The following is a 14,438-nucleotide window of genomic DNA, read 5'->3' as shown; positions in this document are numbered from 1 at the left end:
GCGCCTTCAGTGGCGCGGCCCCTCAGGCGATGCCGTGGTCGGGTGATCGGGTCCGTCCGGCGCCGTCGTCCCGCCGTGGTCGCCGCGGCCGTCCCGGCCGCCGTGCCCGAGCGTCCGGGGCCCGCCGACATCGGGCGCGGTCCTTGCCGCCAGCTCGGCGAGACGCGTGCACGCCTGCTCGATCTTCTCGTGGGCCTGGTTGCGCTCGGTGATCGCCGCGGCAAGCAGCAGCGCGGTCAGCGCGGCGGCACCGTTGAACGCCTGCAGAGCGATCATGTTGACGAGCAGACTGTGCCCGACGAACGGCCCCGTTCTGCGGGTGGCGGCGAGGATCGCGAAGGTCGACACGGCCAGGGCGCACGGCGCTGCCCCGCTGCGCTGGAAGCGGAACGCGGCCCAGATGAGCACCGGGAAGGCGAGGAAGACCAGCGGTGCGGGAGACGCTTCGAGGACGGCGACGGCGGCGGTGGCCACGACGAGCAGGGAGACCTCCACCCACCGGGACCGCGGCACGTTCTTCGGCCGGCGCGCCGAGCGGAGGATGAACAGGACCGGGGCGACCATGAGGACCCCCATCGCGTCACCGGTCCACCAGACCCACCACGTCAGCCAGAACCGGTCGTCGGGCAGCGCGCCCGCGAGGTGCAGCGTGCAACTGCCGACCGTCGCGCTGATGAGCATGCCGGTGAACGCGCCCAGGAAGATCAGCCCGAGCACGTCCCGCAAGCGGTTCATGCCGGTGCTGAATCCGGCCCGACCAAGCAGCGCGTACGAGCACAGGGGCGCGAGCGTGTTGCCCGCCGTGATCGCGAGCACGGCGGGCAGCGAAGGGCCGAGCGCGATGTTGATCAGGAACGCGCCGAGTGCGATCCCCGGCCAGACCCGCAGTCCGACGAGGAGCAGCCCGGCCAGCGCGATGCCCGTCGGCGGCCACAGGGGCGTGACCTGGCCGCGCACGAGCTGCTGGAGCAGACCCAGCCTGCCCGAGGCGTAATACAGCGCGGCGACCGCGCAGATCTCCAGCGCGGTGATGCCACAGCGCCGGAGCACGTCACGGGATGCGACGCTCATCGGGAGGTCACTTCCTCCGTCCGGCCCCGTAGTTCATCATCCGCCGATCCCCCCGGACACACCACCGCCCCGCTCGCCCCGGAACGTCGTGCAGGCGTACGGGGCAGCGCCCGCCGACGGCGCGGGAAACTCCACGACAAGCCACCACGCTCCCGCACACGACAGCGCACCTGCCGCCCCCCAGGGGCGCGGGGAACTGCGCGACAAGCCACGACGCTCCCGCACACGGCCGCGGACCTGTCGCCCGTCAGGGGCGCGGGGAACTGCGCGAGCACCCACGACGCTCCCGCACACGACAGCGGACCTGTCGCCCCCTGGGGGCGCGGGGAACTGCGCGAGTACCCGCGATGCTGCCGCAGGCGCCCGTCAGGGCCGCGGGGCCGCGGGGGTGCGCAGGGCGAGGATCGCCATGTCGTCGTGCCCGTCGCTGGGGTGGTGGTCGGCCAGCGTCCGCACGAAGTCCCGCAGGGGCAGCTCGGCGTGGGCGCGGGCCAGCGCCGCCAGCTCGGCCATGCTTTCGTCGACGGGGTGACCGGGGTGTTCGATCAGCCCGTCGGTGAAGAAGACCAGGGTGGCGCCCGGCGGCAGGGCGTGGAGGTGGTCGGGGCGGGGCTGCGCGCTGTTCACGTTGAGCGGCAGCCCGGGTTCGGCGAACAGGTATTCCGCCCGCCGGCCGGGTCCGATCAGCAGCGGCGGGATGTGCCCTGCGCTGCTCCAGTGCAGCCGCCAGGCGGACCCCGCGGGTTCGATGCGGGCCAGGCTGATGGTGGTGACCGGGTTGTCGGTGATGGACTCCAGCGTGCGGTCGAGCTGGGCCAGGCACGCGCTGGGCGGAGTGCACCGCTCGAACAGCAGGGCGCGCAGCATGTTCCGGGTGGAGGCCATGGCGGCCGCGGCCTGCAGATCGTGGCCGACCACGTCGCCGATGACGACCGCCACCGCACCGTCGGGCAGCAGGATCGCGTCGTACCAGTCCCCGCCGAGCCGGTTGGGCTCGGCGGCGGGCCGGTAGATCGCCGCGGCCTCGAACGGGCACAGCTCGGGCAGGGTCGGCAGCAACAGCCGCTGGAACTGCTCGGATCCGGCGCGGACCTGCTCGAAGAGGCGGACGTTGTCGATGGCGATGCCGGCGGCGCTGGCCAGGGCGACGACGATGTTCTCGTCGTGGACGTCGAAGGGACGTCCGTCGCGTCGCTCGGACAGATACAGACCGCCGTAGACCTTGCCGCGGACGTCGACGGCGACACCGAGCAGGGTGCGCGCTGCGGGGAGCCCGGGCGGGAAACCGGCCGACGCCGGGTGGTCGGGGAGGCGGTCGACCCGTAGCGGCTCGGGGTGACGGATCGCCTCCCCGAGCACCCCGAGGCCATGGGGCAGCCCCACCTCGGCCAGGTTGGCGTGCTCCGTGTCCGACAGCCCGACGGCGACGAACCGCCCGAACGCCTCGCCGGACTCGTCGAGCACTCCCAGCGCCCCGTACTGGGCGCCGACCAGTTCCATGGCGGTGGTCACGATCCGGCGCAGCACCGCCGGCAGCTCCACCTCCCGGGTGATCGCCACCACCGCGTCCAGCAGGCCCTGGATCCGTTCCTTGGCGGCGGCCAGGGCACGCAACTGCTCCTCGATCCGGCCCAGCTCGGTATCGAGACGCCCCAGCAGCTCGGGGTGGCGCTCAGATGACACATCGATCACTTCCGGTTTCGCGGCCTCCCCGGCCCCCATTCAACCTCGGATTGCGCGGCGCGGGCGGCCGCGGTCACAGGCCGGCGTCGTCCCACTGGCTCAGGAGCCGGTCGGCGAGGCCGGATCCCTGTTCCCGCAGGCCGCCGTGGAGGGACTGCTCGGCCCAGATCACCTTGCCCCGTGCGGTGTAGCGGGTGCCCCAGCGCTCGGCGAACTGGGCGACGAGGAACAGCCCGCGACCGCCCTCATCGGTGGTGGCCGCCCGCCGCAGATGCGGGGAGGTGCTGCTGCCGTCGGAGACCTCGCAGATCAGGGTGCGCTCGCGCAGCATGCGCACCCGGATGGGCTGGCTGCCGTAGCGGATCGCGTTGGTGATCAGCTCGCTGAGGATCAGTTCGGTGGCGTATCCGATCTCCTCCAGTCCCCAGGCGTCCAGGATGCGGCCGCAGTCGGCGCGGATCGGGGCCACCGCCGCGGGATCGGAGGTGACGCCCCACTCGGCGACCCGGTCCCGGGCGAACAGCCGGGTGCGGGCCACCAGCAGGGCGACATCGTCGTGCGGGCTGTCGGGCAGCGCCGAGCCGAGGACGTCGTCGCAGGTCTCCTCGGGGCTGCGGTCGGCACCCGAGGCGAGGGCGTCGCGCAGCGCCTTCAGACCGGTGCCGATGTCGCGGTCGGCTCCGGTCAGCAGCCCATCGGTGAAGAGCACCATCCGGGACCCCTCGGGCAGCGGGATCTCCGCCGTCTCCACGGGAAGTCCCCCGCCGGCGCCCAGCGGAGGGGAGGCGGGGACGTCGGGGAACAAGACGGTTCCGTCGGGCCGCACGACGGCCGGCCCGGGATGGCCGGCCCGGGCGATGGTCACCCGTCCGGTGACCGGGTCGTAGATGGCGTACAGGCAGGTGGCGCCGGTGATGCTCGCGCCGCCGCCCCCCGCCTCCTCGGAGTCGATGCGGCTGATCAGCTCGTCCATGTGCACCAGCAGATCGTCCGGGAGGAGGTCGAGGGCGGAGAAGTTGAGCACCGCGGTGCGCAGCCGGCCCATCGTGGCGGCGGCGTGCAGTCCGTGGCCGACGACGTCTCCGACGACCAGCGCCACCCGGGCACCGGGCAGTGGGATGACGTCGAACCAGTCCCCGCCCACTCCCGCCCGGGCGGGCAGATAGCGGTGCGCCACGTCCAGGGCGGACTGCTCGGGTATGCCCTGCGGCAGCAGGCTGCGCTGCAACGTCACGGCCATGGTGTGCTCGCGGGTGTACCGGCGGGCGTTGTCGATGGCCACGGCCGCCCGGGCGACCAGTTCCTCCGCGATCGACACATCCTCCTGCTCGAACGGTTCGGGCGTCCGGGAACGCCAGAAACCGGCCACCCCCATGAGGACGCCCCGTGCGCGCACCGGGATCACGATCACCGAGTGGATCCCGTGCTCGACGACCCAGCGGGCGGCGACCGGGTCCTGCTCCCACCAGCTCGCCGAGGGGCCGTTCATGAGCGCGGGTTCCTCGGTCGCGAAGGCGATCCCCTGAGGACTGGCGGGAACGAAGTCGACCAGCCTGCCGACCTCGTACAGGAGCTGATCGCCCTCGGCGCCGGTGGCGGCCGTGCGGCGCATCGTCGCACCCGCGGGTTCCCCGCCCTCAAGGATGGAGGCGACCAGGTCGACGGTGGCGATGTCGGCGAACCGGGGGACCGCGAACCGCGTCAGCTCCTCGGCGGTCCGTGCCACATCAAGGGTGGTGCCGATCTTGGTCATGGCGTCGTAGAGCATCCGCAGACGCCGTTCCGCGGCGGCCGCCTTGCCGGACACGGCCCGCAGCTCCGTCGTGTCACGCAGGGTGACCACGCTGCCGGCCGGGGCGCCATGGGGTGCGGTCGGTCTCACGTTGACCGACAACAGGCGCTCGCCCACCCTGTGCACCTCGTCGGAAGCCGTCCGGCCGGAGATCAGCAGCTCGGCGATGTCCGCCTCCAGACCGAGGTCCGTAAGGGGGCGCTGCTCGGCGTCCCCGGGCAGCCGCAGCAGCCGCCGCGCCTCGTCGTTGGCCAGCAGCAGCCGCCCGTCGTCCCCGACGATGAGCACACCCTCGCGCGCGGCGTGCAGCACCGCGTTGTGGTGGTCGTACATCCGCCGCAACTCGGCCGGCTCCAGGCCGTGTGTCTGCCGCCGCAGCCGTCGGCTCACCAGCGCCGACCCGGCGGTCACCAGCACCATGGCGCCGCCGGCCGAACCGAGCACGAGGGGCAGTTCCCGGGTGACCTTGGCATGCGCGTTCTTGACCGTGATGCCCACCGAGACAAGACCGACGACCTTGTGGTCGGTGTCGACCACGGGAACGGTGGTGTTCACGGCCGGCCCCAGGGGCGTGGTGTACGTGGAGGAGTACGTCTGTCCGCCGAGTGCCTTGTGGTAGTCGCCGACCACATGCTTGCCGAGCATCTGCGGAAAGACACTGGTCCACTTGTAGCCGGCCGGGCTGAACGCGACGACGTAGTCGACTCCTGAGGCCCGTCGGACCTGCTCGGCGCGCGGCTGCAGCAGCGCGCTCGGCTGGTCCGACTTCATGGCGGCGAGCGTTCCCGGCGCGTGCGCGAAGGTCTCCGCGGCGACGAGGGACCGGCTCTGTGCCTCGTGAAGGCTCGCCGAACGCGCCTGGAGCAGCAGCGCCACGACGGCCGCCAGGCCGAACGGGATCAGGATCACCAGCTGGAGTACGAAGATCTGACCCGCGACACTGCGCACGCTCAGTGAAGCGCGGCGGCGCCGCCCCGGGGCAGGCGGTGAGGTCCCAGTGCCGGCGCTGTCCCCCGGCCGCCCGAACAGGCTGGAGAGCCGTCCCATGGTTCCTTCCTAACACCGGGCGGGGGCGGGGGCGACCGGCTGTCCTGCCTGCCGCCGACCACAGCGGCGGCGCTGCCCTGGGGGTCAGGAGGCCCTGCGGTGCTGAAGGGCGTCGAGCGCCCGGTCGACGGGGCCGAGTACCGGCGCGGCCAGCTTGTTCGTGGCCTCGTTGTTGACCCAGCGGTGCGGCCTGGTCGGGGCGTAGACCTGGGCGAGCTTGACCTCGGCGCCCAGCATGCTGAGCCGGGCCGGGCTGACGGCCTTGCGCAGCGCCTTGAACTCCTCGCGCTCCTCACGGGCGGCGTGCCGCGACACCGCACGCCGTACCTCGTTCAGCTGCCGCAGATAGCCGGCGCCGTCGGGGCCCGTCCGCCACAGCGCGACCAGCAGCTGTTTGGCCTCCCTCTCCTCGTCGCGGCGGCGGGCGGCCAGCTCGCGACCGTGCCGCAGGACGCGGCGGGCGACGGGGTGGACATGGGCCTCTTCGGCCGCCTCGTGCACGGCGAGCAGGCGCATCAGCCGCTCGAAGTTCCGGCGCCGCCACGGACCGGGCAGCGCGGCCCGCAGAAAGCCCAGTCTGATCTGCCGGTGCTGCCGGGTGAGCACGTCGACGACGCTTTCCGCGCCCATGGCGCGGGCCACCCGCAGTGACCAGGCCGGTGTGGTGTCCGCCGCCTTGGCCGTGGCCTTCGCGGCCAGCAGCGGCCCGGCCGGCACGTGCAGCGCGGCGGGCTTCGTCAGGGTTCGCATGATGCCTCCTTGCTGCGGTCTCAGCGCTCGCGGGTACCCGCGAGCCGCCCCGCTGACGCACACCCGGCCTGATCGGTTCCGCCGCGGTGCGCGCGCCCGTGCGGGTCCCGGCGGAGCGGGCCGCCGACACCGTGTGCGGCGGCCCGCACACAGGGTGTCGCGGTGTGGAACTGCGGAGTCCTGCCCGAGCACATACGGTGGCGATGTCCGGTGAGACGGGTAGCTCCCATGGTCTATGTCTTCGCCCTGGCCGCCGCATGCCTGCTCGGCATCGGCTTCGTGCTCCAGCAGCACGCCGCCGAACGGGCGCCCGCTGCCGACGTCCTGCGTTTCCGGCTGCTGTGGGATCTCGCTCACAACGGCGTGTGGCTCGGCGGGATCGGGTGCATGGTGGCCGGGCAGCTGCTGAGCGCCGTCGCGCTCGCCAAGGGTGAACTGTCCCGGGTGGAACCCCTGCTGGTCACCAATCTGCTGTTCGCCTTCGCGCTGGCGCGTCGGCTGAGCGGTCAGCGGATCGGCGCCTCCGGCTGGGCGGGCGTCCTGCTGCTCGGCGGAGGCGTGATCGCCTTCACCCTGGCCGGGCGGCCCAGTGCCGGCGCGGCGGCGGCGGGGGCCTTCCGCCAATGGACCGTCATCGGCCTGGTCATCGGTATCGCCCTCATCCTGATCGGTGCCGCACGCCATCTGCCGTTGTTCGAGGAGCCGCCGTTGCTGGCCGCCGCGGCCGGCATGCTCTACGGCGTGCAGGACGCCCTGACCCGTATGTCCAGCGGGATCATCGGCAGCGAGGGTGTGGTCGCGCTGCTCGTCAGCTGGGTGCCGTACACCCTGGTCGCGCTGGCCGTGACCGGCCTCATGCTGGTGCAGAGCGCCTTCGAGGCGGGGCCGCTGCGCATGTCCCTGCCGGCCCTGACGGCCGCCGAACCGCTCGCGGGTATCGCCTGCGGCGTCGGTTTCCTCGGCGACCGCCTGCGCACCGAAAGCCTCGCGCTGGCCTGGCAGGTCGCGGGGCTGATCGCTGTTGTCGCCGGCGTCTTCGTACTCGCCCGCCACCCGGCCATGCCCGGCCGGGACGTGAGCGCCGAGAGCCGGTAGGGCGAACCGATGCGGCTGTACGGCCGATGCCCGGGGTTTGTGCCGGACGCGTCGAGGCAACTCCCTCCTCGACCCTCCGCACCCCCCGGCTCAGGAGAACCCATGACCCAAGTCGCCGACTACGTGCTGCACCGCCTGACCGAGTGGGGCGTGCAGCGCGTGTACGGCTATCCCGGAGACGGCATCAACGGGCTGCTGGGCGCTTTCGACCGCGCCCGGGGCAACCCGGAGTTCATCCAGACGCGTCATGAGGAGATGGCCGCGTTCATGGCCTGCGCGCATGCGAAGTTCACCGGTGAGGTGGGCTGTTGTACGGCGACCTCGGGGCCGGGTGCGGTGCATCTGCTCAACGGGCTGTACGACGCCAAGCTGGACCATCAGCCGGTGGTCGCCGTGGTCGGCCAGCAGAACCGGCTCTCCCTCGGCGCCCACTACCAGCAGGAGGTGGATCTGGAGCGGCTCTTCGCCGACGTTTCGGAGTTCTGCCAGATGGTCGTGCATCCGGGACAGGCCCGGCATGTGATCGACCGGGCCTTCAAGACGGCTCTCACCACCCGCTCCGTCGCCACCGTCATCATCCCGAACGACGTGCAGGAGGAGGAAGCGCAGCCGTCGCCACCGAAGGCGCACGGCTCCGTCTTCTCCAGCGTCGGCTGGAGCCGGCCCCGGGTCCTGCCCGACCCGGGCGAACTGCGCAGGGCCGCGGACGTCCTGAACGAGGGCAGCAAGGTCGCCATGCTGGTGGGCCAGGGCGCCGCCGAGGCCGAGGGGGAGGTCGTCGAGGTCGCCGAACTGCTCGGGGCGGGGGTCGCGAAGGCGCTGCTGGGCCGCGAGGTGCTGCCCGACGACCTGCCGTTCGTGACCGGCCCGATCGGTCTGCTCGGCAGCAAGGCGAGCGACGACATGATCCGCAACTGCGACACGCTCTTCGTGATCGGCAGCAGCTTCCCCTACGCGGAGTGGCTGCCGGACGAGGGCCAGGCACGCGGTGTCGAGATCGACATCGACGGACGCATGATCGGCATCCGCTACCCCATGGACGCCCATCTCGTCGGCGACGCCAGGGAAACCCTCAAGGCGCTGATCCCGCTGCTGCGTCGCAAGGAGGACCGCCGGTGGCGCGAGCGGATCGAGAAGGACGTCCGCGCCTGGAACGACCTGTGCGACCGCTGGGCCGGTCAGCACTTCGAGGGCCTGATCAATCCGCAGGCCGTGGCGGCGGAGCTGTCGTCGCGGCTGCCGGAGGGGTGCATTCTGACGGCGGATTCGGGGTCGGGGACGAACTGGTGGGCGCGGCATCTGAAGCTGCGCAGGGGCATGCGGGCGTCGCTGTCGGGCACGCTGGCCACGATGGGTCCGGGGACGCCGTACGCGATCGCCGCGCGGTTCGCCCACCCGGACCGGCCGGTGATCGCGTTCGTGGGTGACGGGGCGTTCCAGATGAACGGCATGGCCGAGATGATCACCGTCAAGCGGTATCTGCACCGGTTGTCCGGTCCGGCGCCGTTCGTCTTCTGCGTCTTCAACAACCAGGACCTCAACCAGGTCACCTGGGAGCAGCGCGCCATGGCCGGCGACCCGAAGTATCCGGCCTCCCAGGACATCCCGGACGTCCCCTACGCGGCATACGCCCGGCTGCTCGGCCTGAAGGGCATCGTCTGCGACGACCCGGCACGGGTCGGTGCCGCATGGGACGAGGCACTGGCCTCGGATGTGCCCGTGGTGCTGGAGTTCAAGGTCGACAGCGAGATCGCGCCCATCCCGCCGCACCTCATGAAATCCCACGCCAGGAAGGCCGCCAAGGCGGCGCTGCACGACCGGGAACGGGTCGGCGTCGCGGCCAGGGGCGTACGGCAGAAGATCACCGAGTACGCCGAGCACCTTCCGGGCCGCGGGGACCACACCCGCGGGTGAGGTCCGCGCGGGGGCCGTTCAGAGCGCAAGCGCCGAGGCGTCGTTCAGGCGCACCGCGCACTCCAGCAGGAGCGCGTGGACGAACGCCTGGGGCAGGTTGCCGCGCAGCTGGCTGGCGTACGTCGTACTCCTCCGCGAACAGCCCGGGCGGTCCGCAGGCCGCCCGGGTCCGTTCGAACCAGCGCAGCGCGCCGACCCGGTCGCCGAGACGGTCGGCGGCAAGCGCCATGGTGAACCCGCAGAACAGGAAGGCACCTTCGGCCTCGCCGAGGGGGATGCCCGGGTGGGCGAAGCGGTAGAGATAGCCGTCCTCGGCCAGCCGCTCCTCGATGAACCGGCGGGTCAGCGCGTTGCTGGGATCGTCGGCCGGCGGACAGCCACGGGCCAGGGGAGTGAGCAGGGCGGCATCCGGCCCGTCGTCGTCGGCGGCCCTGCGCCACCGTCCGTCCGGCCGCAGACAGCGGCGGCGGGTCTTTGCGAAGACGAGGCCGGCGGTCTCGGCACAGCGCTCGCCCGTCCGGCCCGGCAGCACCCCGGCCAGGCGCCGCAACCCGCAGACCACACTCAGCCGGGACTGGGTCCACCACCGTTCGTCGAGTTCCCACAGCCCCGCGTCCGGCCGGTTCCAGTTGCGCTCCACCGCGTCGAGGGCGACCGTGACCGCTCGGTGCGCGTCGGGCGTGAGCCGGTCATGGTGCGCCGCGGCGGCGAACAGCTGAAGCGCCTCCCCGAACGCGTCGAGCTGGAACTGCCGGGCCGCCCTGTTCCCGATGCGGTCGCCGCCGCCGGGATAGCCGGTGAAATCGACTCTGCGTTCGTCCGGCACCCGTCCGCCGTCGACGGTGTACGCCGGGTGCAGCCGCTCGCCGTCGGCGAGGACGCGTTCCGCGGTGAACCGTACGGCGGTGTCCAGGAGTTCGTGCGGGCCGTGGGCGGCGACGGCGAGGCCCGCGTAGCACTGGTCGCGCACCCAGGCGAAGCGGTAGTCGTAGCTCCGGCCGGTGTTGGCGCGCTCCGGCAACGACGTGGTGGCGGCGGCGACCATGCCCCCCGCGGAACTGGTCAGGCCGCGCAGCACCGCGTAGGCGTGCCGGGCGTCGCGCGGCGCGGCGAGGCCGGAGCAGTCCGGCACGGCCCGCCGCCACGCCTGCTCCGTCCGCTGCCAGCACCGCTGCGGGTCCGGCCGGGGCGCGCCGGCCCGCGTCGACAGCTCAAGGACGAGGTCGTGCTCCTCGCCCTTGCGCAGGCGCACCTCACCGGCAAGGCCGGACTCGGGATCCCACGAGGCCCGGTGCGCACCGGCCAGCCGCAGACGCAGCCCGCCCGCCTCCGCCGTCCACACATCGCCCTCAAGCCGGGGGCCACGCATGCGCTCGGCCCCGAATCCGGGGCGTGGATCGAGGGTGAGCCGCAGCCGCGCCTCGCCGCGTTCCACCCGCATCCGGCGCAGCAGCACCAGGCGGTCCGCGGACGCCGGCATCGCCAGGGCGTCGCGGCATTCGATCACCGAGCCTGCGGTCAGCCAGCGGCTCACCCGGATCAGGGTGCCGTCCTCGTAGTAGCCGCCCCAGACATGCCAGGGGTCTTCCGGTTCGACCCCGAAGTACCCACCGCCCCCGACGAGCGAGGAGAACACCGCGTCACTGTCCCACCGGGGTGCGCACAACCGGACGATCCGCCCCCGCGGGTCCACCACGGCGGCGCGTTCGCCGTCGGCGAGAACCGCATAGCCCCGCAGGACCCACGGCGGGCAGAGACCGCCTTTCGGCGCCTGGTACCGGTCCGCTCTCTCCTCCATGACACGGGGGGTTTCCCGGCGGCCGGGCCAGGAAACTGCCGGTACGCCGACCGGTGCGCCGGCCGCGGCGCGACGCGGCGGGCTCCTCGCCCGGCAGAGCCGTCCGGCCGACCACGTGTTCGCCAGGACGGGGGAGCGCGGGCGCGGGCCGTTTACCCGGCCCGGCTGCCGGTCACCCCATGCCCAGGGCACAGCTGCGCATCCGAGGGAGCACGTCATGACGCTGGTGGCCGACTACGTACTGGAACGTCTGAAGGAATGGGGGATCGAGCGGGTCTACGGCTATCCCGGAGACGGCATCAACGGGCTGCTGGGCGCTTTCGACCGCGCCCGGGGCAACCCGGAGTTCATCCAGACGCGTCATGAGGAGATGGCCGCGTTCATGGCCTGCGCGCATGCGAAGTTCACCGGTGAGGTGGGCTGTTGTACGGCGACCTCGGGGCCGGGTGCGGTGCATCTGCTCAACGGGCTGTACGACGCCAAGCTGGACCATCAGCCGGTGGTGGCCGTGGTCGGCCAGCAAAAACGGCTCTCCCTCGGCGCCCGCTACCAGCAGGAACTCCCCCTCGCCCAGCTCTTCGCGGACGTCTCGGACTACTGCCAGACGATCGTGCACCCCGGTCAGGCGCGCCACGTCATCGACCGGGCCTTCAAGACCGCCCTGACCATGCGGTCCGTCGCGACCGTGATCATCCCGGAGGACATCCAGGAGGAGGAAGCGCAGCCGTCGCCGCCGAAGGCGCACGGCTCCGTCTTCTCCAGCGTCGGCTGGAGCCGACCGCGTCTGCTTCCTGACCCGGACGAGCTGCGCAAGGCCGCGGCCGTCCTCAACGCCGGCACCAAGGTCGCCATGATCGTCGGCCAGGGGGCCGCGCACGCGGAGAGCGAGGTCGTGGAGACGGCGGAGCTGCTGGGCGCCGGCGTCGCCAAGGCGCTGCTGGGCCGCGAGGTGCTGCCCGACGACCTGCCGTTCGTGACCGGCCCGATCGGTCTGCTCGGCAGCAAGGCGAGCGACGACATGATCCGCGACTGCGACACCCTGCTGATGGTCGGCACGAGCTTCCCGTACGCGGAGTGGCTGCCCGACGAGGGCCAGGCCCGGGGCGTCGAGATCGACATCGACGGCCGCATGATCGGCCTCCGGTACCCCATGGACGCCCATCTCGTCGGCGACGCCAAGGAAACCCTCAAGGCCCTCGTGCCCTTGCTTGCCCGCAAGCAGGACCGCGGCTGGCGCGAGCGGATCGAGCAGGACGTCCGCGAGTGGGACGCGATCTGCCGCAAGCGCGCAGATCAGCACTTCGGCGGCCTGATCAATCCGCAGGCCGTGGCGGCTGAGCTGTCGTCGCGGCTGCCGGAGGGGTGCATTCTGACGGCGGATTCGGGGTCGGGGACGAACTGGTGGGCGCGGCATCTGAAGCTGCGCAGGGGCATGCGGGCGTCGCTGTCGGGCACGCTGGCCACGATGGGTCCGGGGACGCCGTACGCGATCGCCGCGCGGTTCGCCCACCCGGACCGGCCGGTGATCGCGTTCGTGGGTGACGGGGCGTTCCAGATGAACGGCATGGCCGAGATGATCACCGTCAAGCGGTATCTGCACCGGCTGTCCGGTCCGGCGCCGTTCGTCTTCTGCGTGTTCAACAACCAGGACCTCAACCAGGTCACCTGGGAGCAGCGCGCCATGGCCGGCGACCCGAAGTATCCGGGCTCCCAGGACATCCCGGACGTCCCCTACGCCAGATATGCCGAGATGCTGGGCCTGAAGGGCATCCGCTGCGACAAGCCGAAGAAGGTCGGCAAGGCATGGGACGAGGCGCTCGCCTCGGATGTGCCCGTGGTGCTGGAGTTCAAGGTCGACAGCGAGATCGCGCCCATCCCGCCGCACATCATGCTCGCCCAGGGCAAGAAGGCCGCCAAGGCGGCCGTCCGTGACCCGGAGCGGGTCGGCATCGCGGCCAAGGGCGTACGCCACAAGTTCGCCGAGGCGGCCGAACACCTGCCGGGACGGCATACATGAGCGACGACGCCGCGGGACGTGAGCGGCACGGCTGCCGGATCGACTCGGTGGACGTGCACGCCTTCGAGGTGCCGACCGACGGGCCGGACGGCCGGGAGCAGGACGGCACCCTGGAATGGGACTCCACGACCATGGTGCTGGTCCAGGTCGGCGCGGGCGGTCGCACCGGGCTCGGGTACACCTACGGCGATGTGTCGGTCGCCTCGTTCGTCGAGTCCGAGCTGGCACCGCTGGTGCGGGGCCGGACCGCCACGGCGCCCGCCGCCCTGTGGCAGCGGATGGGACGGCACATCCGCAACGCCGGCCGCCCCGGCGTCGGCGCCATGGCGGTGTCCGCGGTGGACGTGGCGCTGTGGGACCTCAAGGCCAGGCTGCTCGACCTGCCGCTGATCCATGTACTCCCGGCGTACCACGACCGGGTGCCGGTGTACGGCAGCGGCGGGTTCACGAACTACCCCCTCGACCGGCTCACCGACCAGCTGGCCGGTTGGGTCGACCAGGGGATCGGGCGCGTCAAACTCAAGACCTCCCGGCATCCCGAACGTGACCCGCAGCGGCTGAGCGCGGTGCGCACGGCCATCGGTGACGAGCCGGAACTCCTCACCGACGCCAACGGAGCGCTCGGCCGCAAACAGGCGCTGTACTGGGCCCGGCGCTTCCACGACGAGTGGGACGTGCGGTGGTTCGAGGAGCCGGTCAGCTCCGACGACCTGGACGGTCTGCGTCTGCTGCGCGAGCGCGGGCCCGAACTGCTGGAGATCGCGGCGGGCGAATACGCCTACACGACACGGGACTTCGCCGCCCTCGTCGAAGGCCGGGCCGTGGACTGCCTCCAGGCCGACGTCACCCGCTGCGGAGGGATCACCGGCGTCCTGGAGGCGGCCGGTCTGTCGGCGGCACACCATCTGGATCTGTCGGCGCACTGCGCGCCCGCCGTCTCGGCGCACGCCTTCTGCGCGGTGCGCCGGCTGCGGCACCTGGAGTACTTCCACGACCATGTGCGACTCGAAGAGCTGATCTTCGACGGCACCCTGGCGCCGGACGGCGGCGCGCTGCGCCCCGACACCGGCCGGCCGGGGCACGGCCTGGAGGTCAAATGGCCCGACGCCGAACGCTACCGGGTCCACGGCACGCGGGCCGCGTGACCGGTGGAGCCCAGGCGGCTGCTGCGGCCTCGCCGGATCGTGGCGTTTCGAGCCGGGCGACAGGGGCGGGGACGCGGTGACCCGGCTTGCGGAACGGGACGCGTCTTTTCGGCTTCGCTTGGCCGG

General features: G+C 72.3%; 8 protein-coding genes and 1 pseudogene. 4 read left to right on the top strand and 5 right to left on the bottom strand.

Annotated elements, in window-relative coordinates:
• Positions 1-6 precede the first annotated feature (6 nt).
• The 4 genes from AC27LF_RS10955 to AC27LF_RS10940 all read right to left on the bottom strand — a co-directional run bounded on the left by AC27LF_RS10955 (position 7) and on the right by AC27LF_RS10940 (position 6,343).
• On the bottom strand, positions 7-1,071 hold the full coding sequence (locus tag AC27LF_RS10955; RefSeq protein ID WP_479664787.1) for an MASE1 domain-containing protein: 1,065 nt from the start codon (positions 1,069-1,071) through the stop codon (positions 7-9).
• A 366-nt stretch (positions 1,072-1,437) separates the two neighbouring features.
• Positions 1,438-2,754, bottom strand: coding sequence for a PP2C family protein-serine/threonine phosphatase (locus AC27LF_RS10950; protein ID WP_479664788.1), 1,317 nt, complete (start codon positions 2,752-2,754; stop codon positions 1,438-1,440).
• A 73-nt stretch (positions 2,755-2,827) separates the two neighbouring features.
• Positions 2,828-5,593: a SpoIIE family protein phosphatase gene (locus AC27LF_RS10945; RefSeq protein WP_479664789.1), complete on the bottom strand. Its 2,766-nt coding sequence runs from the start codon at positions 5,591-5,593 to the stop codon at positions 2,828-2,830.
• Between the two features lie 84 nt (positions 5,594-5,677).
• Positions 5,678-6,343 (bottom strand): hemerythrin domain-containing protein, encoded by a 666-nt coding sequence (locus AC27LF_RS10940; RefSeq protein WP_479664790.1) that lies wholly within the window; start codon positions 6,341-6,343, stop codon positions 5,678-5,680.
• Positions 6,344-6,571: 228 nt separating this feature from the next.
• On the opposite strand from AC27LF_RS10940, the gene AC27LF_RS10935 reads away from it, so the two are divergent.
• The gene (locus AC27LF_RS10935; protein ID WP_479664791.1) at positions 6,572-7,438 is read left to right on the top strand and encodes a DMT family transporter; all 867 of its coding nucleotides are present in this window, start codon (positions 6,572-6,574) and stop codon (positions 7,436-7,438) included.
• A gap of 102 nt (positions 7,439-7,540) precedes the next feature.
• Positions 7,541-9,352, top strand: a complete 1,812-nt coding sequence (locus tag AC27LF_RS10930; RefSeq protein WP_487227790.1) for a thiamine pyrophosphate-requiring protein — start codon at positions 7,541-7,543, stop codon at positions 9,350-9,352.
• Between the two features lie 18 nt (positions 9,353-9,370).
• On the opposite strand, the pseudogene AC27LF_RS10925 reads toward AC27LF_RS10930, so the two are convergent.
• Positions 9,371-11,150: pseudogene (locus AC27LF_RS10925) on the bottom strand (glycoside hydrolase family 15 protein).
• 217 nt (positions 11,151-11,367) lie between these two features.
• Here AC27LF_RS10925 and AC27LF_RS10920 point away from each other — a divergent pair.
• Together AC27LF_RS10920 and AC27LF_RS10915 are read left to right on the top strand one after the other, a co-directional pair.
• Positions 11,368-13,167 (top strand): thiamine pyrophosphate-requiring protein, encoded by a 1,800-nt coding sequence (locus tag AC27LF_RS10920; RefSeq protein ID WP_487227791.1) that lies wholly within the window; start codon positions 11,368-11,370, stop codon positions 13,165-13,167.
• Complete coding sequence (locus tag AC27LF_RS10915) at positions 13,164-14,312, top strand: enolase C-terminal domain-like protein (protein WP_479662789.1); 1,149 nt, start codon at positions 13,164-13,166, stop codon at positions 14,310-14,312. The genes AC27LF_RS10920 and AC27LF_RS10915 overlap by 4 nt, the downstream gene beginning before the upstream one ends.
• The last annotated feature ends 126 nt before the right edge of the window (positions 14,313-14,438 follow it).

The sequence above is a fragment of the Streptomyces diversicolor genome (genome assembly GCF_057537855.1).
Note: the sequence above shows the minus strand (reverse complement) of the source record. Positions and strands in the feature narration are given on the sequence as shown.